This is a genomic window from Xenorhabdus budapestensis (genome assembly GCF_002632465.1).
Taxonomy (GTDB): Bacteria; Pseudomonadota; Gammaproteobacteria; order Enterobacterales; family Enterobacteriaceae; genus Xenorhabdus; species Xenorhabdus budapestensis.
Genome location: NZ_NIBS01000018.1, coordinates 57,388 through 78,037 on the forward strand (window position 1 = coordinate 57,388; position 20,650 = coordinate 78,037).

Below are 20,650 nucleotides of genomic sequence, written 5' to 3' on the forward strand. Positions count from 1 at the left end.
ATAGGGTGAGTTAATGAGTCAGGTATATAATTTCAGTGCTGGCCCAGCCATGTTGCCAGCAGAAGTATTACGTCGTGCGGAACAAGAGCTTTGCAACTGGTATGGATTGGGAACGTCGGTTATGGAGATCAGTCATCGCAGTAAAGAGTTTATCGCTGTTGCAACTGAAGCAGAAAAAGATCTCCGGGATTTATTATCGATACCTGATAATTATAAGGTGCTATTTTGTCATGGTGGTGCCCGAGGCCAGTTTTCAGCATTGCCATTGAATTTACTTGGTAATAAAACGTCAGCAGATTATATCGTTGGTGGTTATTGGGCTGAAAGTGCGGCTAAAGACGCAGAAAAATATTGTACACCTAATGTCATTAACATCCTGACCGAAACAGATGGCATTAAAAGTGTGAAGCCAATGAGTGAATGGGCTTTAAGTAGGGATGCTGCTTATGTTCATTATTGCCCAAATGAAACTATTGATGGCATTGCAATTTTTGAAGAGCCGGATTTTGGCGATGATAAGATTGTAGTTGCCGATTATTCTTCAACCATTCTTTCTGCACCAATTGATGTAAGCCGTTATGGTGTTATTTATGCGGGCGCTCAGAAAAACATCGGGCCGGCAGGGATTACGGCTGTGATTATCCGTGAAGATTTGTTGGGTAAAGCGCATCAGCACACCCCGTCCATTCTGGACTATACCGTACAGGCTAATTATGACTCTATGTATAATACGCCACCGACATTTGCATGGTATCTCTCTGGTATGGTGTTCAAGTGGTTGAAAGAACAAGGTGGTTTGCAGGAAATCAAAAAACGTAATTATGCAAAAGCTGAAAGCCTGTATCAGGCTATCGATAATAGTAACCTGTATATCAACCGTGTTGCATCGCAAAACCGCTCTATCATGAATGTGCCATTCCAGTTGGCAAATCCGGCTCTGGATGGCAAATTTCTGGAAGAAGCTTATGCACAAGGATTACATGCTTTGAAAGGGCATAAAGTCGCGGGAGGAGCCAGAGCCTCAATCTATAACGCGATGCCTTATGAAGGTGTTCAGGCATTGGTCGAGTTTATGGCTGATTTTGAGCGCCGCAACGCATAATCATTTTATTATCGGGAGGGATAAAACTTCCCGATATAAACCTATCTCATCAATTAAAAATACAACGTGTCACCAACCGGAGATCCCGCTGTTTATGCAATCCCTGACGTTACAACCTATATCTCGCATTAATGGAACTATTAATTTACCCGGCTCCAAAAGTGTTTCCAACCGTGCATTGTTACTTGCTGCGTTTGCTAAAGGGACAACTTATCTGACTAATTTATTAGATAGTGATGATATTCGCTATATGCTTAATGCGTTGACAGAATTGGGTATTTCCTATCGTTTGTCAGATGATAGAACTGTCTGTGAAGTGGATGGTATTGGCGGGATTATAACCGGTAAAAATGGACTGGAGCTATTCTTGGGGAATGCAGGAACAGCAATGCGCCCACTGGCTGCTGCATTATGTCTGGGGCATAACGATATTATTCTGACTGGTGAACCACGGATGAAAGAACGTCCCATCGGTCATTTAGTGGATTCCTTACGTCAAGGTGGGGCTCAAATAGATTATCTTGAACAAGAAAATTACCCTCCGTTGCGTATCAAAGGAAGTTTTTCTGGTGGAAAAGTTGTTGTAGATGGCAGTGTTTCCAGTCAATTTCTGACCGCTTTATTGATGGCTGCACCTTTGGCATTGAATGACACTGAAATTCATATTCAAGGAGATTTGGTTTCTAAGCCTTACATCAATATTACACTGGCATTGATGAACAGTTTTGGTGTGGCAGTGGAAAACGATCAATATCAAGTTTTTCGTGTTAAGGGACAACAGCAGTACCAATCACCGGGGCATTATCTGGTTGAAGGTGATGCTTCATCTGCATCTTATTTTCTTGCTGCCGCTGCGATCAAAGGTGGCACAGTTCGTGTTACAGGTATTGGCAAAAACAGCTTGCAGGGTGATACGAAGTTCGCAAATGTGTTGGAGAAAATGGGCGCTACCATACGTTGGGGGAATGATTTTGTAGAATGCGAGCGTGGCGTATTGTTTGGCATCGATATGGACATGAATGCGATTCCTGATGCTGCTATGACCATTGCGACAACTGCACTGTTTGCCAAAGGTGAAACCACTATACGTAATATTTATAACTGGCGGGTAAAAGAAACTGATCGCCTTAATGCCATGGCGACTGAGCTGCGTAAAGTTGGTGCTGAAGTAGAAGAAGGGTATGATTACATACGCATTGTTCCACCGGAAAAACTGAAGTTTGCTGAAATTAAAACCTATAACGATCATCGCGTTGCGATGTGTTTTTCATTAGTTGCTTTTTCGGATACTCCAGTGACTATCCTTGATCCTGGCTGTACAGCGAAAACATTCCCTGATTATTTCAAACAACTTGAATCCATCAGCTGTTCCCAATAGATTTCAAGCCGTATCGTGGTGGCCGAAAGGAAGAGTATATATTCATAGCGAAATTTGTTGATTAATTATGATGTATTTATTCCACTCATCTTCCGAGTAGGTATAATAAGGCATATTTTACTGCTTGCTAATTGAGCAATTTTTTGCATTCGTGGTTGTTCCGTTTGTTATGTCGGAAAGCAATGCTGAAAGCGCTATGCAAAGCCAAAAAGGAGGAAAATGAATGACAGCAATAGCCCCTGTAATTACCGTTGACGGGCCAAGTGGTGCAGGCAAGGGAACATTATGTCAGGCACTAGCTGAAGCATTGGATTGGCAATTGCTTGATTCAGGGGCCATTTATCGTGTGCTGGCACTGGCTTCAATCCACCATCAAGTGGATATCCGGTCTGAAGACTCACTGGTTCCTCTGGCTGCAAATCTGGATGTTTGTTTTGTCCCTGCAAATGGCAAGCTCAGAGTTATTCTTGAAGGTGAAGATGTCAGTAATGAAATCCGTACAGAAGTTGTGGGCAATACTGCTTCTCAGGCGGCAACATTCCCGCGTGTCCGTGAAGCATTGCTACGCCGGCAACGGGCTTTTCGTGTTGCTCCGGGCTTGATTGCTGATGGTCGTGATATGGGAACTGTCGTCTTTCCTGATGCACCAGTGAAGATTTTTCTTGATGCTAGTGCGGAAGAACGTGCCCGCAGGCGTATGTTGCAGTTGCAGGAAAAAGGTTTTAGTGTTAGTTTTGAAAACCTTTTGTCCGAGATACAAGAGCGAGATTTCCGCGACCGCAATCGGGCAGTTGCGCCATTAGTGCCTGCACAGGATGCATTGATCTTAGATTCGACCAGCATGTCTATCGAAGAAGTGATCGATAAAACACTGAGTTATGCGAAAAATACGTTAACATTACCTGTTTAAATTGCCTCTTTTCGCATGCAATACTATTGCAACTGCACATCAAGACGATGTATATAGAATTCTGGTATGTGGGTAGTGAAATATGCTCGCATACCAAAACACCTTGTAACAAGGAATGTTGCGGGGTATGTAAAACAACCCCATTCGGCTGGATGCTAGATGGACGTTAATTTAAAACCTTGAAGATCATTAAAATGACAGAATCTTTTGCTCAACTCTTTGAAGAATCCCTACAGACTATCGAAACTCGTCCAGGTGCAATCGTACGTGGTGTTGTCGTTGCTATCGATAAAGACGTTGTATTGGTTGATGCTGGTCTGAAATCAGAATCTGCTATTCCTGTAGAGCAATTCAAAAACGCTCAGGGCGAGCTGGAAATCCAAGTTGGCGATGAAATCGACGTAGCTCTGGATGCGGTAGAAGATGGTTTCGGTGAAACTATCCTGTCCCGTGAAAAAGCGAAACGTCACGAAGCATGGCTGATGCTGGAAAAAGCATACGAAGAAGCTGAAACTGTTACTGGTATTATCAACGGTAAAGTAAAAGGCGGCTTCACTGTAGAGCTGAACGGTATCCGTGCGTTCCTGCCAGGTTCACTGGTTGATGTTCGTCCAGTTCGTGATACTGCTCACCTTGAAGGCAAAGAGCTTGAGTTCAAAGTCATCAAGCTGGATCAAAAACGCAACAACGTAGTTGTTTCCCGTCGTGCGGTTATCGAATCTGAAAACAGCGCAGAACGTGATCAGCTGCTGGAAAACCTGCAAGAAGGCATGGAAGTTAAAGGGATCGTTAAGAACCTGACTGACTACGGTGCATTCGTTGATCTGGGCGGCGTTGATGGCCTGCTGCACATTACTGATATGGCTTGGAAACGTGTTAAACACCCAAGCGAAATCGTCAATGTGGGCGATGAAATCACAGTTAAAGTACTGAAGTTCGACCGTGAGCGTACTCGCGTATCTCTGGGTCTGAAACAATTGGGTGAAGATCCATGGGTAGCAATTGCTAAACGTTATCCAGAAAGTACTAAATTGACTGGTCGCGTAACTAACTTGACTGACTACGGCTGTTTCGTTGAAATCGAAGAAGGCGTTGAAGGTCTGGTACACGTTTCAGAAATGGATTGGACTAACAAAAACATCCACCCATCCAAAGTTGTTAACGTTGGTGATGTTGTGGAAGTTATGGTTCTGGATATCGATGAAGAACGTCGTCGTATCTCTCTGGGTCTGAAACAGTGTAAAGCTAACCCTTGGCAGCAATTTGCTGAAACTCACAACAAAAATGACCGTGTTGAAGGTAAAATCAAGTCAATCACTGACTTCGGTATCTTCATCGGTCTGGACGGCGGTATCGACGGCTTGGTTCACCTGTCTGACATCTCCTGGAACGTTGCAGGTGAAGAAGCAGTTCGTGAATACAAAAAAGGCGACGAAATTGCTGCTGTAGTTCTGCAAGTAGATGCAGAGCGTGAGCGTATCTCTCTGGGCATTAAGCAATTGGCAGAAGATCCATTCAATAACTACCTGTCTGTAAACAAGAAAGGTGCTATTGTTAATGGTAAAGTAACTGCTGTTGACGCAAAAGGTGCTACAGTTGAATTAGCTAACGGCGTTGAAGGTTACCTGCGTGCATCAGAAGCTTCTCGTGACCGCGTTGAAGATGCAACTCAAGTTCTGAACGTTGGCGATGAAATCGAAGCTAAATATGTTGGTGTTGACCGCAAAAACCGCGTAATCAACCTGTCTGTTCGTGCGAAAGACGAAGCTGATGAAAAAGACGCTATCGCTTCTGTGAACAAGCAAGAAGATGTGAACTTTGCTAACAACGCAATGGCTGAAGCTTTCAAAGCAGCTAAAGGCGAATAATCTAAGTCAATAACGGCGGGTAATATTTTTGAATACGATAATATTACCCGAATACGGTAGTTTAGGGAGGTACCATGACCAAGTCTGAGTTAATTGAAAGACTTGCTGAGCAACAATCTCATATGCCGGCTAAAGCCGTTGAAGATGCAGTGAAAGAAATGCTTGATCATATGGCAGAAACACTGGCCTCCGGTGAACGTATTGAAGTTCGCGGGTTCGGCAGCTTTTCTCTTCACTACCGAGCTCCGCGTGTGGGTCGTAATCCAAAAACGGGTGATAAAGTTGAACTGGATGGTAAATACGTTCCTCACTTTAAACCCGGTAAAGAATTACGTGACCGCGTGAATATCTATAGCGACAGCTAAGATAGAAGTTATTACTTAATTGCTACGGCACCTTCGGGTGCCGTTCTTTTTTACCATTTTTTGATTAAATTTATTTCTTATTGCGATGAATTTCACATTTTGCTGCTAACTATCTCTTCTTCTGAAATTAACTTGTGAAACACTTTCAGAAAAAATTTCATCTGACTGGCGGTTGTACACGTCATCAAATAGTCTTCTCTGTGTAAATGGAATCTCAATACAGAGGCATAAATGGATGCAGCAGACTATTTTATTTCTCTCCACTGCTTTTTTAACTATTTTGCGAAAATTATTCTTGAAGATATTTCGAAAGCTATTTTGTCGGGAATCTTTTTGGCAAAAACCTTTACCGATTATCAATTTAAACCAAGTTGCTGCGGTTATTATCCTGGGAACAGTTCCTCTTTTATTATTCGGTGAATTACCTCAATGGGCAGAACTCTTAGCTTTAGCGGGTGTGGCGATGATTTTATGGTTTATTTCCTATAAAACAAGTCGCCTTATTTCACTGATATTATGGGTATTGATTTGGGGGAGCTGGCATGGCCACAAAATCTTGGCTCAAATAATATATTTTAGTGAAACAGTACGATCAGCAACCGTTATAGTTGATAGTGCATCGTTGAATGAAGCAGATAGAGAAGAGAAAACACGTTATAGAATCAGATTGATTGAAAGTGATGGGAAATATATTTTTCCCGGCCTTTATGCATCAGTATTATGGAATTCTTCAACACCATTATGTGCGGGTCAAAAATGGCAGGTCACAATGAAACTCAGGCCTATTCATGCCCAATTGAATCAAGGGAGTTATGATAGCCAACGATATGCCTTATCAATCCGTCAGCCTCTTAATGGCAAAATCATCAAGGCGAATTTATTAAATGGTAATTGTAGTTTCAGACAAAAACTAATCAATGAACTAGCGCCTGAAATACAATCTTTAAAACAGGCTGGTATTGCTTTGGCATTATTGTTTGGTGAAAGAGCATGGTTAGATAAACAAACCCGGTTGTTGTTACAACAAACAGGAATTGCGCATTTAATGGCGATTTCAGGGCTACATATTACAATAGCCAGCTTATTTGGCTGGGGTTTTGCCAGAGGCATCCAGCTTTGTTTCCCTGCAAAATGGATTGGGTTCCGTTTCCCGCTCCTCATGGGATGGTTGACTGCAATGTTGTATGGCTGGCTTTCTGGATGGGGGATCCCGGCAATTCGGGCAATGCTAGGATTGACACTTTGGATATATTTACGATGCAGAAATTATTGTTGTTTTTCATGGCAGTGGGCTTTATGGAGCGCTGCACTGATTTTACTTTTTGATCCACTGGCGATCCTTTCTGATAGCTTTTGGCTTTCGTTTTTTGCAGTAATGGCATTGCTGTTTTGGTTTCACTGGATGCCGTTGCCTGAAAAAATTCGTTATGGTTGGCGGTGGAGTTGGCTACGTGGATTGCATATGCAATCGGGAATAATGTTAATGTTATTACCGTTGCAGCTTTTGCTATTTCAAGGAATTAATATTGCTTCATTGATTGCGAATTTATGGGCTGTCCCGATAATCTCTTTTCTGACAGTTCCATTAATCATGTTGGCATTGCTGAGCGCCTTATTACCTTTGCACCAACTTATTCAACCATTTTTATGGCAATTAGTTGATTACACTATCTCATTCGCATTAATACCTCTGCCTGTTCTTACCCACTCATGGATTGAGACGGGGCATATTCCTTTTTTCATTACCTTTGCCTGTTGGTTTTTCGTTATTGCCTGGCGACTTGGTTGGTGGAAATCCTATGCAGGGTTGTTATGTACTTCTGTTGGAGTCGCTCTCTGTTATTTTAAACATGATGATGAATTCCAATGGCGTTTTTCAATGCTGGATGTTGGGCATGGTCTGTCTGTTGTCATTGATAAAGGAGGAAAGGCTATTCTATTCGATACAGGAAACCGTTGGGAAACAGGAAGTATGGCAGAAAAAGTGATCCAGCCTTATTTGCGTTGGCATCGGTTAACTCCTGAACAGATTATTCTGAGCCATGATCATTTGGATCACACTGGAGGAGTGGAATATCTGCGTGAAAAACATCCAAATATTCAAATCAGAAGTTCTTCTATTGGTCATACGCACTTACCTTGTATTCGTGGTGAAAAATGGATATGGCAGGAATTAACTTTTGAGGTTATCTGGCCTTTGGAAAAAGCAGAAAATGTGGGTAATAATCAATCTTGTGTCATCCGTATTGATGATGGTAAATATAGCTTATTGTTAACAGGTGATTTAGAGAAACAAGGAGAATATCGTTTACTGGGTCTCGAAAGGGAAAACCTCAATGCGACATTCTTGCAGGTCCCTCATCATGGGAGTAATACCTCATCTACCACTGCGTTTATACACAGAGTCAGGCCAGAATATGCTTTGGTTTCGGTTGCGCGTTATAGCCCCTGGAAGCTCCCTTCAAGGAAAGTCAGACAGCGTTATAAAAATGCCAAAATTCAATGGTATAGTACCGATTTTTCAGGCCAGATTACCGGTTATATTTATCACGATCACATTAAACTTGAGGGATATAGACAACAGTTAATATCACGGTGGTATCATCAGTGGTTTGGTATTCGCGGTGATCATGAGTAGAATAAGCCGCTATTTCTTTTGGTTTTGGTAACTCAATAATGAATGATAAAGACCTTTCTACCTGGCAGACCTTTCGCCGCCTGTGGCCGATCATCACACCATTTAAGGTTGGGTTGTTAGTTGCGGCAGTTGCGCTAGTTATAAATGCTGCCGGCGATACATTGATGCTTTCCTTGTTAAAGCCTTTGCTGGACGAGGGGTTTGGCAAGGCAGACATGAGTGTATTGAAGTGGATGCCATTAGTGGTCATTGGGTTGATACTTTTGCGTGGCATATCTGGGTTTGTATCAAGTTATTGTATATCTTGGGTATCCGGCAAAGTCGTCATGCAGATGCGCCGTCGTTTGTTCAATCATATGATGGGCATGCCAGTCTCTTTTTTTGACCAACAATCTACGGGGACATTACTTTCTCGTATTACCTATGATTCAGAACAGGTTGCTTCTTCTTCTTCCGGTGCCTTAGTTACAGTTGTCAGGGAAGGGGCATCAATCATCGGGCTGTTTGTCCTGATGTTCTATTACAGTTGGGAACTGTCCTTAATCCTGATTGTCATTGCTCCAATTGTTGCGGGTGTTATCCGCCTTGTGTCTGTACGTTTTCGCCGTATTAGTAAAAACATGCAAAATAGTATGGGAATGGTGACAACAAGTGCGGAGCAAATGCTGAAAGGGCACAAAGAAGTTTTGATCTTCGGTGGCCAGAAAGTTGAAACAGAACGTTTTAATAAAGTCAGTAATCATATGCGTCAGCAGGGAATGAAAATGGTTTCCGCTGATTCCATCTCAGATCCAATTATCCAGCTTATCGCTTCATTTGCATTGGCATTTATCCTGTATGCTGCCAGCTTCCCTGAAATTATGGGCGCACTGACAGCGGGTAAGATTACAGTGGTATTCTCATCTATGATTGCTCTAATGCGTCCACTGAAATCTCTGACCAATGTTAACGCACAATTCCAGCGTGGTATGGCTGCTTGTCAGACTTTGTTTGCGATTCTGGATATGGAGCAGGAAAAAGATGAAGGAAAGCTGGAAATTAAAAAAGCGAAAGGCGATATCGAATTTCGTGATGTTACTTTCTGCTATCCAGCCAAAGATCATCCTGCTCTGAAAAATATTTCCATGACAATCCCGGCAGGCAAAACTATTGCTTTGGTTGGGCGCTCCGGCTCAGGAAAATCAACGATTGCCAATCTTTTTACCCGTTTTTATGATGTAAGCGGAGGTGGTATTTCGCTTGATGGTCATGATCTGCGTGAGTACACACTGTCTTCTTTACGTAACCAGATAGCGTTGGTGTCGCAAAATGTCCATTTGTTCAATGATACCGTGGCTAACAATATTGCTTATGCCAGTGAAGGGCAATTCAGTCGTGCAGAAATTGAACGTGCGGCAGAAATGGCTTATGCAATGGACTTTATCGAGAAATTGGATAATGGCCTTGATACCATGATTGGTGAAAATGGTGTCTTGCTTTCTGGTGGACAACGTCAACGTATTGCCATTGCCCGTGCTTTGCTGCGTGATTCTCCGATTTTGATTCTGGACGAAGCCACTTCGGCACTGGATACGGAATCTGAACGCGCGATTCAGGCTGCACTGGATGAATTGCAGAAGAACAGAACGTCACTGGTAATTGCTCACCGTCTTTCTACTATTGAAAATGCTGATGAAATTATTGTCATTGAGGATGGTAACATTATCGAAAGGGGTAGCCATACAGCTTTGTTGGAGAAAGAGGGGGCATATGCTCAATTATATCGGATGCAATTTGGTCAATGATTGAACGCATCTGGTCTGGCCGTTCATGGCTTTACATCCTATTATTGCCACTATCAGCCCTTTATGGGCTGATAAGCGGTTTGCGCAAGTTAGGTTACAAATCGGGATTGCTTCGTTCCTGGAAAGCCCCTGTTCCTGTTGTTGTGGTAGGTAACTTAACCGTCGGAGGCAATGGTAAAACACCTATGGTTATCTGGTTAGTTGAGCAATTACAACAGAAAGGTTATAGGGTTGGTGTTGTCTCTCGTGGTTATGGCGGAAAATCTGGACATTACCCGTTGCTGGTAACGGATGAAGTGACTACCGCACAAGCGGGAGATGAGTCGGTTTTAATTCAGCGCCGTACCGGTGTGCCAGTGGTAGTTGCTCCAAAACGCGCCGATGCTGTCAAAGAATTATTGGCGCATTTCCCCGTTGATATTGTTATCACTGACGATGGCCTCCAACATTATGCTTTGCAGCGTGATTATGAAATCGTTGTTATTGATGGAATTCGCCGTTTTGGTAACGGTTGCTGGCTGCCGGCAGGGCCGATGCGGGAGCTTTCAGGCCGCTTAAATACTGTCAATACCATTATTGTTAATGGAGGGACGTCTGAAACAGGTGAGCTGCCCATGACATTAAAAGGTGAAGTTGCAGTCAATTTGCTGACGGGAGAACCCCGAAAAGTCAGTGATATTCCCAATGGTGTGGCGATGGCAGGAATTGGTCATCCACCGCGTTTTTTCGCTACATTGCAGCAACTGGGTGTAAATTTGCAAGCAACTCATGCGTTTGCTGATCATCAGTTCTATGAGAAAGCGCAATTATTGGCTTTAGCCAATAATGAACAGAATTTATTGATGACAGAAAAAGATGCCGTCAAGTGTTCTCAGTTTGCACAGCCTAATTGGTGGTATTTACCGGTTTCTGCCTATTTGCCGGAGGAACAAAGGCAAAAAATGCTGGGTGATATTTGTGCCTTGATCCCTGAATAAAACAACAGAGTTAACGGTGAGGCATCGCTTGTGGTATTCTGAGCCGCATTAAACTTCAAGCCCGTCATTTGGGGGATGTATGGATCACCGTTTACTCGAAATCATTGCTTGCCCAGTATGTCACGGTAAGCTCAGTTACGATAAAGAAAATTTTGAACTGATTTGCAAGATTGACCGCCTCGCTTTTCCTTTCCGTGATGGTATTCCTGTGCTGCTGGAACATGAAGCACGTGTTCTGCCAACAGAGGAAAAAAGATAATTCATGTTTACTGTCATTATTCCAGCACGTTTTGCTTCATCTCGTTTACCCGGAAAACCATTGGCCGATATCCATGGCAAGCCGATGATTGTGCGGGTTATGGAACGAGTTATCCGTTCTGGTGCTCATCGCGTAATTGTAGCCACAGATAATCAGGCCATTTTTGATGCAGTTGCTGCTGAAGGTGGTGAAGTCTGCATGACAAGTGAAAATCATCATTCAGGTACAGAACGTTTGGCGGAAGTTATCGACAAATACCAATTTGCCGATGATGAAATTATCGTGAATGTTCAGGGTGATGAACCACTTATTCCTGAACAAATCATCAAACAAGTTGCTGATAACCTAGCAGGAAGTGATGCTGGCATGGCAACACTTGCTGTACAAATCCAGGATGCAGAAGAAGCATTCAATCCTAATGTGGTAAAAGTCGTCATGGATGCGCAAGGTTATGCGCTCTATTTTTCACGTGCCACGATCCCGTGGGAACGCGATCGTTTTATGCACTCCAAAGAGACTATCGGAGATAATTTCCTGCGCCATATCGGGATCTATGCCTACAGAGCCGGATTTATTCGTCGTTATGTACAATGGGTGCCAAGTCCACTGGAAAAGATTGAAATGCTCGAGCAGTTACGGGTACTTTGGTACGGGGAAAAAATTCACGTGGCGAAAGCGCTGCAAGCACCGGGCGCTGGTGTAGATACACCGGAAGATCTGGATGTAGCCAGGAAAGCTTTTGTAGTACTTTGAGTATAAGAAATTTTGAATGTGATGGTTTTTGAATAGTAGATCTTTTGAAAACCAGCGGAATTCGGAGCACAAGAAACACAATTAGGCGACTTTGAATCGCCTAATTGGATTTCCACATCTGAGGGGTGCTACTAAGCACCTTCGATAGCTTTACTGTCATCTCTGGTGTGACTACCGCTTTGTATCGCCATTGATAAATTCGGCAGTATAGTGATATTTAGTGGTTTTCTAATTTTTCGCTCTCTTTATCTGTACTGGAAGGCTTGATTGCCTGCCAAATTTTCCCCAGCGTTTCATACCAGGCACGCTCCGTATGGGAAAAATAATAGGAAGATGGAATGTATTTTTCCCAACCATACAATGGAGTTGTGACTGCCAATTGATTTGCCGGTCCGGGAATGGGGTGCATACCATGCTGTTCGAAGAATTTCAGCGAACGTTTCATATGGTTTGCGGAAGTGACAAGAATAAAAGGTTGTTGTTCAACGATTTTTTCAACCTCAGTCGCTTCTTCCTCTGTATCCAGTGGTTTTTTTAATGCTATCGTGTCTTCTGCAGGAACTCCCAAAGATTGTGCTACCATAGCAGCGATTTCTGCATTGCTGATTGAATTAACACCCTTACCCCCGGTAAAAATCATTTTTGCGTTAGGATTAAGACGATATAGCCGAATACCTTCGGTCACTCGGGGCAGGCTATTACTGATAAGATTAGCACTGGGTGCCCATTCCGGGTTATAAGTGAAGCCACCACCAAGAACAACAATGTATTTTACCGGTGGCGTATGCTTGGTATCAGGTTCGTAGCGTTGGATATATTTCCCTTCAACAGGAAGTAACAACCTGTCAGCAACGGGTTGTACGCTCAATAAAAGTAGCGCAAGCCAGCTCAGTGACAGAATAACTGTCCCCGTTTTTTGCCAGCGGGTAAACCACAACAAGAGCAAAGCAGCCAGAGAGATAAGAATGATTAAAGGTAGCGGCATTAATAGCGCACCAACGTATTTTTTAAGCAGGAATAACATCAATTGACCTATGGTTTGATTGAACTATTACCGCACAGAGGTAGATTCAGGGCTAAAAGTAGTCAATTCACTGATTACTGTGCCAAAATAACAATAGTAAAAAATAGCAATAGACAACATAAATACTCAATAGATACATCAGACTTAGTTGATAAGTAAGGCAGTTTTTCATGCGGGATCGCAATTTTGATGATATTGCAGACAAATTTTCACGTAATATTTACGGCACAACCAAAGGTAAAATCAGACAGGCCGTCGTCTGGCAGGATATCAAAGAATTGCTGAAGCATTTACCTCAACGACCACTGCGTATTTTGGATGCAGGCGGTGGTGAAGGGAATATGGCTTGCCAATTAGCTGAATTAGGTCATCAGGTAATATTATGTGACCTATCTGAAGAAATGATCCAACGGGCAAAAAGTAATGCAGAAAAATGTGGCGTTCTTCATCAGATTCAATTTATCCAAAGTCCGGTACAGGAAATTCACCGACATATTGAACAGCCCGTTGATTTAATTCTGTTCCATGCGGTATTGGAATGGATCACCGATCAAAAAGATGCGATAGAAATATTGGGAGATATAATAACGCCCGGTGGTGCCCTCTCGTTAATGTTTTATAATGCTAATGGGTTAGTTATGCGCAATGCCATTTTGGGTAATTTTCATTTGGCAACGCCAAATATTCAGCGTCGTCGTAAGCGTTCTCTATCGCCACAGAATCCATTAGTGCCCGAACAGGTATATCAATGGCTCGTTGAACTCAATATGGAAATAACCGGAAAAACAGGAGTCAGGGTTTTTCACGACTACCTGCAAAATCGCCAATTGCAAGATACAGATTTTCCATCGCTGCTAGAACTTGAACAACGTTATTGCAGACAAGAGCCCTATATCAGCTTTGGGCGCTACATTCATGTGATGGCACGCAAGCCTACCTTAAAGAGCGAATTATGAGTGAATATTCCCAGACTGTTCCTGAACTTGTGTCCTGGGCCAGAAAGAATGATTTTTCCATTTCGTTGCCACCAGAGCGGTTGGCTTTTTTGATGGCAATTGCTGTATTGAATAGTGAACGTCTTGATGGCGAAATGAGTGAAGGAGAGCTGGTTGATGCTTTCCGGGAGGTTTGTAAAGGTTTTGAACAAACTGCGGAAGCTGTTGCGGTTAGGGCGAACAACGCCATTAACGATATGGTACGCCAAAAGCTGCTTAGCCGTTTTACCAGTGAATTAGCAGAGGGTAGTGCGATCTATCGCCTGACTCCATTAGGGATTGGCATTAGTGATTATTATATTCGTCAGCGTGAATTCTCTACGTTGCGTCTTTCCATGCAGCTTTCCATCGTTGCCAATGAACTGCATCGTGCCGCTGAGGCTGCTGAAGAAGGTGGTGATGAATTTCATTGGCATCGCAATGTGTTTGTGCCACTTAAGTATTCGGTAGCTGAAATATTTGACAGTATTGATATGTCACAGCGCATCATGGATGAGCAACAAAACAGCGTAAAAGCAGATATTGCGGCGTTGCTTAATCAGGATTGGCAGGTAGCTATCGCCAACTGTGAGCAGCTACTGTCTGAAACCTCTGGAACCTTGAGAGAACTTCAGGACACACTGGAGGCGGCTGGTGATAAACTACAGGCTAATCTGCTGCGGATCCAGGATGCCAATATGATAAATGTTGGCTCTGAACTGGTGGATAAACTGGTTTTTGATCTGCAAAACAAACTCGATCGTATTATTAGCTGGGGGCAACAGGCTATTGACCTTTGGATCGGTTACGACCGCCATGTTCACAAATTTATCCGAACTGCCATTGATATGGATAAAAACCGCATTTTTGCCCAGCGTCTTCGCCAATCTATCCAACACTATTTTGATAACCCGTGGGTGCTGACTGTCGCAAATGCAGAGCGTTTGCTGGACATGCGTGATGAAGAGCTGACATTGCGCAATGAAGCAGTCATGGGTGAATTGCCACCAGAAATGGAATACGAAGAGTTTAGTGAAATCAACGAGCAACTGGCGGAGATGGTGGAACAGGCACTGGCAATTTACCAACAGGCTAAACTTCCATTGGATTTAGGTGCGGTATTGCGTGATTACCTTGCTCAACATCCCCGCAAGCGTCATTTTGATGTGGCACGTATTCTGGTGGATCAGGCAGTACGGTTGGGCGTTGCAGAAGCGGATTTCTCTGGGTTGCCAGCGGAATGGTTAGCGATTAATGATTACGGAGCCAAGGTGCAGGCACATGTTATCGACACATATTGAACAATTTATGCCAGTTAAACTGGCTCAGGCATTATCCAACACACTTTTTCCAGAATTAGACAGCCAGCTTCGTTCGGGTCGTCATATTGGAATAGATAATCTTGATAATCATGCTTTTTTGATGGATTTTCAGCAGGAGTTGGAAACATTTTACTCACGTTATAACGTCGAGTTAATTCGCGCACCAGAAGGTTTTTTCTACTTACGTCCGCGTTCAAATACGCTGATTTCCCGTTCTGTTTTGTCTGAGTTGGATATGATGGTGGGTAAGATCCTGTGCTATCTCTATCTCAGCCCGGAGCGCTTATCCAATCAGGGTATATTTACTTATCAGGAGCTTTATGAAGAGCTGTTGTCATTGGCAGATGAAAACAAACTGATGAAATTGGTTAACCAACGTTCAACTGGCTCTGATTTGGATAAACAAAAACTACAGGAAAAAGTACGTACTTCCTTAAACCGTTTGCGTCGTTTGGGAATGGTTTATTTCCTGCAAAATGACAGTAATAAATTTACGATCACCGAAACTGTATTTCGTTTCGGTGCAGATGTGCGTAGCGGTGATGATCCACGTGAAGCCCAGTTACGGATGATCCGTGATGGAGAAGCGATGTCGGTGGAAAGCAGTTTATCGCGAGAAGGCAATGAACACGAAGAAGCATCGGTGCATTTAGCAGAAGGTGCGGAGGATGAGCAGTTATGATTGAACGCGGTAAATTTCGCTCACTGACACTTATTAACTGGAACGGCTTTTTTGCCAGAACGTTTGATCTTGACGAACTGGTAACCACGTTATCTGGTGGTAATGGTGCGGGTAAATCCACGACGATGGCAGCATTTGTCACGGCTCTGATCCCTGACCTGACGCTACTGCATTTCCGTAATACCACGGAGGCAGGCGCAACCAGTGGTTCTCGTGATAAAGGTTTGCACGGAAAACTGCGTGCAGGAGTTTGTTATTCTACACTGGATGTTGTTAATTCCCGTCATCAACGGATTATTGCCGGTGTACGTTTGCAGCAGGTTGCTGGACGAGATCGAAAAGTTGATATCAAGCCCTTTATGATCCAGGGCGTCCCTGCATCAATACAGCCGACACAGTTATTAACCGAAAACATCAGCGAACGTCAGGCACGGGTTCTGCCATTAAGTGAACTGAAAGAGCATCTTGATCAGATGGATGGTGTCCAGTTCAAACAGTTCAACTCCATCACTGACTACCATGCCTTGATGTTTGATTTAGGTGTGGTCCCGAAACGTTTACGCTCTGCCAGTGATCGCAGCAAGTTTTACCGCCTGATTGAAGCATCGCTGTATGGCGGGATTTCCAGTGCCATTACCCGTTCATTGCGTGATTACTTATTGCCAGAAAATAGTGGTGTCAGAAAAGCATTTCAGGATATGGAAGCCGCTCTGCGTGAAAACCGTATTACGCTGGAAGCAATTCGTGTCACTCAATCTGACCGTGATTTGTTTAAGCATCTTATCACTGAAGCGACGGCGTATGTTTCTGCTGATTACATGCGTCATGCTAACGAGCGCCGCATCCATTTAGATGAAGCACTGGCTTTACGTAGTGAATTGTTTGGGGGCCGTCGTCAGCTAGTGACGGAGCAGTATCGCCATGTTGAGATGGCACGGGAACTTACTGAACAGAGTGACGCATCTTCTGATTTGGAGATGGATTATCAGGCAGCCAGTGATCACCTGAATCTGGTTCAAACAGCCATGCGTCAGCAGGAGAAAATTGACCGTTATCAGGCGGATGTTGAAGAGCTGATTTATCGACTGGAAGAACAAACTGAAGTCGTTGAAGAAGCGAAAGAATTGCAGGTGGAATACGAGGCTGTTTCTGAGGCAGCTGAACAGGAAGTTGACGAATTGAAAAACCAGCTTGCTGATTATCAGCAGGCATTAGATGTACAACAAACCCGCGCAATTCAATACCAGCAGGCATTGCAAGCGTTGGGACGTGCCCGTGAGTTTTGCCAGCTTCCTGAACTGTCGATAGAAAATGCAGAAGAATGGCAAGAAACCTATCAGGCTAAAGAGCAGCAGGCAACAGAAACCCTGTTATCATTGGAACAAAAGCTGAGTGTGGCCGATGCCGCCCATAGTCAGTTCGAGCAAGCTTACCAGTTGGTAAAAAATATTGTTGGTGAAATCAGTCGCAGTGAAGCATGGCAAAGTGCGCGAGAAATACTGCGTGAATGGCCATCTCAGTGTCATTTGGCTGATCGTGTTCAACCATTGCGTATTCAACTGGCTGAACTGGAACAACGGCTGAACAGTCAGCAAAACGCAGAGCGTTTGTTGGAAGAATTCTGCAAACGTCATCACCAGCAATATCAGGCGGAAGATCTGGAAGCATTGCAGGGTGAATTCGAAGCTCAGCTGGAAGAATTAAGCCAGAGTGCGTATGAAAGCGGCGAGCGCCGTATGCAGATGCGCCAAGAACTTGAGCAGTTCAAGCAGAAAATTCAAGGATTGACATCACGTGCCCCTGTTTGGCTGGCTGCGCAGGAAATGCTGAACCAACTTAGTGAGCAGAGTGGTGAAACGTTCGAAAGTGGCAATGATGTGACGGAATATATGCAGCAGTTGCTGGAGCAAGAGCGTGAAATCACCGTTGAACGTGACGATGTGGCGGCACAGAAACGTGAACTTGAAAAGCAGATTGAGCGCTTGAGCCAGCCGAGTGGGGCAGAAGATAGCCGATTGCTGGCACTGGCGGAGCGTTTTGGCGGAGTTCTGCTCTCAGAGATTTACGATGACATTACCATTGACGATGCACCTTATTTCTCTGCACTATATGGCCCTGCACGTCATGCGATTGTTGTACCTGATCTCTCTCTGGTACGCTCACATCTGGAAGCATTGGAAGATTGTCCGGAAGATCTCTATCTGATCGAGGGTGATCCACAATCATTCGATGACAGCGTATTCCATTTTGAAGAGCAGGAAAATGCAGTTCTGGTGAAATCCTCCGATCGCCAGTGGCGTTATTCCCGTTATCCTGAGGTGCCACTTTTCGGGCGGGCGGCAAGGGAAAACCGTCTGGAAGCTCTTAGCCTGGAGCGTGATACACTGGCAGAGCGTTACGCAACGCTTTCATTTGATGTACAGAAAATCCAACGTGCACATCAGGCTTTTAGCCGTTTTGTTGGCAAACACTTATCCGTGGCGTTTGATAACGATCCGGAAGTTGAAATTCGTAGTCTGAACCAGCGCCGTACAGAGCTGGAACGAGAATTGTCACAATTTGAGGCCCAGACTCAACAACATCAACAAAAACAGTCTCAGATAAAAGAGAGTTTGTCTGCACTGAATCGATTGATTCCACAAGTCACAATTTTATTGGATGAAACACTGATTGACCGTGTAGAAACTGTGCGTGAAGAAATGAGTGAAGCACAAGATGCGGCACGTTTCTTACAACAGCATGGTAGTGCGTTGAGTAAACTTGAGCCATTGGTTTCCGTTCTGCAAAATGATCCCCAACAACATGAACAGTTACAGCGGGATTATGAGACGGCTAAACACAGTCAAATCAAAGCTAAACAACAGGCTTTTGCTCTGTCTGAAGTGGTACAACGTCGTGCTCATTTCAGTTACAGCGACTCGGCGGGAATGCTCAGTGAAAATAGTGACCTGAATGACAAACTGCGTCAGCGTCTTGAACATGCGGAATCTGATCGCCGCCGTGCCCGTGAACAATTGCGCCAGCAGCAGTCGCAATGTGCCCAGTTTAGTCAGGTATTGGCTTCATTGAAGAGTTCTTATGACACCAAACGGGATATGTTGCAGGAACTTGAGCAAGAGATGAAAGAGATTGGTGTTCAGGCTGATGCCAATGCAGAAAGTCGTGCTCGTGAACGTCGTGATCAGCTTCATACTGCCGTGCAAACTAATCGTTCCCGTATTAATCAGCTTGAGAAACAGATTGCATTCTGTGAGGCTGAAATGGAAAACCTCCAGAAAAAGCTGCGTAAATCTGAGCGTGATTATTGCCTGAAGCGGGAGCAGGTGGTTTCTTCTAAAGCTGGCTGGTGTGCTGTGATGCGGCTGGTGAAAGACAATGGCGTTGAACGTCGTCTCCATCGTCGCGAACTGGCTTATATGGATAGCGATGCGTTACGTTCAATGTCAGATAAAGCGTTGGGAGCGTTGCGTCTTGCGGTGGCGGATAATGAGCATTTGCGTGATGCATTGCGATTGTCTGAAGATCCGAAACGTCCTGAACGTAAGATTCAGTTCTTTGTCGCTGTGTATCAACATCTGCGTGAGAGAATTCGTCAGGATATCATTCGTACTGATGATCCAGTTGATGCCATTGAACAGATGGAAATTGAACTGGCTCGTTTAACGGAAGAATTGACATCACGTGAGCAAAAATTGGCGATTAGCTCTAAAAGTGTCGCCAATATCATCCGTAAAACTATCCAACGTGAGCAGAACCGTATTCGTATTCTGAATCAGGGGTTGCAAACTGTTGCATTCGGTCAGGTAGGTGGTGTGCGCCTGAATGTGAATGTACGTGAAAGCCACTCTGTTTTGCTGGACGTACTTTCTGAGCAGCAGGAGCAGCACCAGGATCTGTTTAACAGCCAGCGTCTGACCTTCTCGGAAGCAATGGCCAAACTTTATCAGCGCTTGAATCCGCAAATCGATATGGGGCAGCGTTTACCTCAAACGATTGGTGAAGAATTACTGGATTATCGTAATTATCTTGAATTAGAAGTTGAGGTAAACCGTGGATCAGATGGTTGGCTGAAAGCAGAAAGTGGAGCACTTTCCACAGGTGAAGCGATTGGTACGGGGATGTCAATTCTGGTTATGGTTGTGCAGAGTTGGGAAGAAGAATCCTGTCGTCTGCGTGGCAAAGATATCTCTCCATGTCGTTTGCTGTTTCTTGATGAAGCGGCTCGTTTGGATGCGAAATCAATTGCGACACTGTTTGAATTATGTGAACGCTTGCAAATGCAGTTAATCATCGCAGCGCCAGAAAATATCAGTCCAGAGAAAGGGACAACCTATAAACTGGTGCGTAAAATCTTTAATAATCAGGAACATGTGCATGTTGTTGGGTTGAGAGGTTTTGGGCAGGAAGTACCTGCTATCGAACAGCGGCAAGAACAAGCTCAAGTGATATTCTGAAGATAATTTCTTCTAAATAAATAAGCTAAAGCCGTCATTCAATTAAATGACGGCTTTTTAATTGTCACTCTTAAACCACCTCCTATGGAGGTGGTGATCGTTCCTGTGGGGCTTTGCCCGTAGGACGCTCATGCTAAATACTTCCTCAGTTTGTTACCAG

15 protein-coding genes are annotated in these 20,650 nt (G+C 44.0%); 14 read left to right on the forward strand and 1 reads right to left on the reverse strand.

Going from position 1 to position 20,650, the window contains the following annotated elements:
• The first annotated feature begins 13 nt into the window (after positions 1-13).
• The 10 genes from serC (at position 14) to kdsB (ending at position 12,034) form a co-directional block, all read left to right on the forward strand.
• Positions 14-1,102 (forward strand): 3-phosphoserine/phosphohydroxythreonine transaminase, encoded by a 1,089-nt coding sequence (gene serC, locus Xbud_RS14545; protein ID WP_099136730.1) that lies wholly within the window; start codon positions 14-16, stop codon positions 1,100-1,102.
• Positions 1,103-1,196: 94 nt separating this feature from the next.
• Positions 1,197-2,480, forward strand: coding sequence for a 3-phosphoshikimate 1-carboxyvinyltransferase (aroA, locus tag Xbud_RS14550; protein ID WP_099136731.1), 1,284 nt, complete (start codon positions 1,197-1,199; stop codon positions 2,478-2,480).
• A gap of 223 nt (positions 2,481-2,703) precedes the next feature.
• Complete coding sequence (gene cmk, locus Xbud_RS14555) at positions 2,704-3,390, forward strand: (d)CMP kinase (protein ID WP_099136732.1); 687 nt, start codon at positions 2,704-2,706, stop codon at positions 3,388-3,390.
• Between the two features lie 194 nt (positions 3,391-3,584).
• A complete protein-coding gene (gene rpsA / locus Xbud_RS14560; RefSeq protein ID WP_099136733.1) occupies positions 3,585-5,258 on the forward strand; it encodes a 30S ribosomal protein S1 in 1,674 nt (557 codons plus the stop codon).
• A gap of 74 nt (positions 5,259-5,332) precedes the next feature.
• Positions 5,333-5,623, forward strand: coding sequence for an integration host factor subunit beta (gene ihfB, locus Xbud_RS14565; protein WP_086953639.1), 291 nt, complete (start codon positions 5,333-5,335; stop codon positions 5,621-5,623).
• Positions 5,624-5,918: 295 nt separating this feature from the next.
• Positions 5,919-8,261: a ComEC family protein gene (locus Xbud_RS14570; protein ID WP_244589973.1), complete on the forward strand. Its 2,343-nt coding sequence runs from the start codon at positions 5,919-5,921 to the stop codon at positions 8,259-8,261.
• A 35-nt stretch (positions 8,262-8,296) separates the two neighbouring features.
• Positions 8,297-10,045 carry a lipid A ABC transporter ATP-binding protein/permease MsbA gene (msbA, locus tag Xbud_RS14575; RefSeq protein ID WP_099136735.1) on the forward strand — a complete coding sequence of 583 codons (1,749 nt, stop codon included), beginning with the start codon at positions 8,297-8,299 and terminating at the stop codon, positions 10,043-10,045.
• Positions 10,042-11,022, forward strand: a complete 981-nt coding sequence (gene lpxK, locus Xbud_RS14580) for a tetraacyldisaccharide 4'-kinase (protein ID WP_099136736.1) — start codon at positions 10,042-10,044, stop codon at positions 11,020-11,022. Before msbA ends, lpxK begins: the two co-directional genes overlap by 4 nt.
• Positions 11,023-11,101: 79 nt before the next feature.
• The gene (locus Xbud_RS14585; protein ID WP_038269284.1) at positions 11,102-11,281 is read left to right on the forward strand and encodes a Trm112 family protein; all 180 of its coding nucleotides are present in this window, start codon (positions 11,102-11,104) and stop codon (positions 11,279-11,281) included.
• Between the two features lie 3 nt (positions 11,282-11,284).
• On the forward strand, positions 11,285-12,034 hold the full coding sequence (kdsB, locus tag Xbud_RS14590; RefSeq protein WP_099136737.1) for a 3-deoxy-manno-octulosonate cytidylyltransferase: 750 nt from the start codon (positions 11,285-11,287) through the stop codon (positions 12,032-12,034).
• A 217-nt stretch (positions 12,035-12,251) separates the two neighbouring features.
• Here kdsB and elyC read toward each other — a convergent pair whose 3' ends face one another.
• Positions 12,252-13,058, reverse strand: a complete 807-nt coding sequence (elyC, locus tag Xbud_RS14595; RefSeq protein ID WP_099136738.1) for an envelope biogenesis factor ElyC — start codon at positions 13,056-13,058, stop codon at positions 12,252-12,254.
• Between the two features lie 170 nt (positions 13,059-13,228).
• Between elyC and cmoM the strand changes: the two genes are divergently transcribed.
• Genes cmoM through mukB form a run of 4 tightly spaced genes read left to right on the forward strand, consistent with a single transcriptional unit; the run spans position 13,229 to position 20,490 of the window.
• The gene (gene cmoM / locus Xbud_RS14600) at positions 13,229-14,014 is read left to right on the forward strand and encodes a tRNA uridine 5-oxyacetic acid(34) methyltransferase CmoM (RefSeq protein ID WP_099136739.1); all 786 of its coding nucleotides are present in this window, start codon (positions 13,229-13,231) and stop codon (positions 14,012-14,014) included.
• Positions 14,011-15,333: a chromosome partition protein MukF gene (gene mukF, locus Xbud_RS14605; RefSeq protein ID WP_099136740.1), complete on the forward strand. Its 1,323-nt coding sequence runs from the start codon at positions 14,011-14,013 to the stop codon at positions 15,331-15,333. Before cmoM ends, mukF begins: the two co-directional genes overlap by 4 nt.
• Positions 15,314-16,036, forward strand: a complete 723-nt coding sequence (gene mukE / locus Xbud_RS14610; protein ID WP_099136741.1) for a chromosome partition protein MukE — start codon at positions 15,314-15,316, stop codon at positions 16,034-16,036. The genes mukF and mukE overlap by 20 nt, the downstream gene beginning before the upstream one ends.
• Positions 16,033-20,490: a chromosome partition protein MukB gene (mukB, locus tag Xbud_RS14615; protein WP_099136742.1), complete on the forward strand. Its 4,458-nt coding sequence runs from the start codon at positions 16,033-16,035 to the stop codon at positions 20,488-20,490. The genes mukE and mukB overlap by 4 nt, the downstream gene beginning before the upstream one ends.
• The last annotated feature ends 160 nt before the right edge of the window (positions 20,491-20,650 follow it).

Excerpts from the sequence above, each read along its gene's own strand:
- serC (WP_099136730.1), top strand. The coding sequence starts at position 14 with ATGAGTCAGGTATATAATTTCAGTGCTGGCCCAGCCATGTTGCCAGCA.
- aroA (WP_099136731.1), top strand. The coding sequence starts at position 1,197 with ATGCAATCCCTGACGTTACAACCTATATCTCGCATTAATGGAACTATT.
- cmk (WP_099136732.1), top strand. The coding sequence starts at position 2,704 with ATGACAGCAATAGCCCCTGTAATTACCGTTGACGGGCCAAGTGGTGCA.
- rpsA (WP_099136733.1), top strand. The coding sequence starts at position 3,585 with ATGACAGAATCTTTTGCTCAACTCTTTGAAGAATCCCTACAGACTATC.
- ihfB (WP_086953639.1), top strand. The coding sequence starts at position 5,333 with ATGACCAAGTCTGAGTTAATTGAAAGACTTGCTGAGCAACAATCTCAT.
- lpxK (WP_099136736.1), top strand. The coding sequence starts at position 10,042 with ATGATTGAACGCATCTGGTCTGGCCGTTCATGGCTTTACATCCTATTA.
- Xbud_RS14585 (WP_038269284.1), top strand. The coding sequence starts at position 11,102 with ATGGATCACCGTTTACTCGAAATCATTGCTTGCCCAGTATGTCACGGT.
- kdsB (WP_099136737.1), top strand. The coding sequence starts at position 11,285 with ATGTTTACTGTCATTATTCCAGCACGTTTTGCTTCATCTCGTTTACCC.
- elyC (WP_099136738.1), bottom strand. The coding sequence starts at position 13,058 with ATGTTATTCCTGCTTAAAAAATACGTTGGTGCGCTATTAATGCCGCTA.
- cmoM (WP_099136739.1), top strand. The coding sequence starts at position 13,229 with ATGCGGGATCGCAATTTTGATGATATTGCAGACAAATTTTCACGTAAT.
- mukF (WP_099136740.1), top strand. The coding sequence starts at position 14,011 with ATGAGTGAATATTCCCAGACTGTTCCTGAACTTGTGTCCTGGGCCAGA.
- mukE (WP_099136741.1), top strand. The coding sequence starts at position 15,314 with ATGTTATCGACACATATTGAACAATTTATGCCAGTTAAACTGGCTCAG.
- mukB (WP_099136742.1), top strand. The coding sequence starts at position 16,033 with ATGATTGAACGCGGTAAATTTCGCTCACTGACACTTATTAACTGGAAC.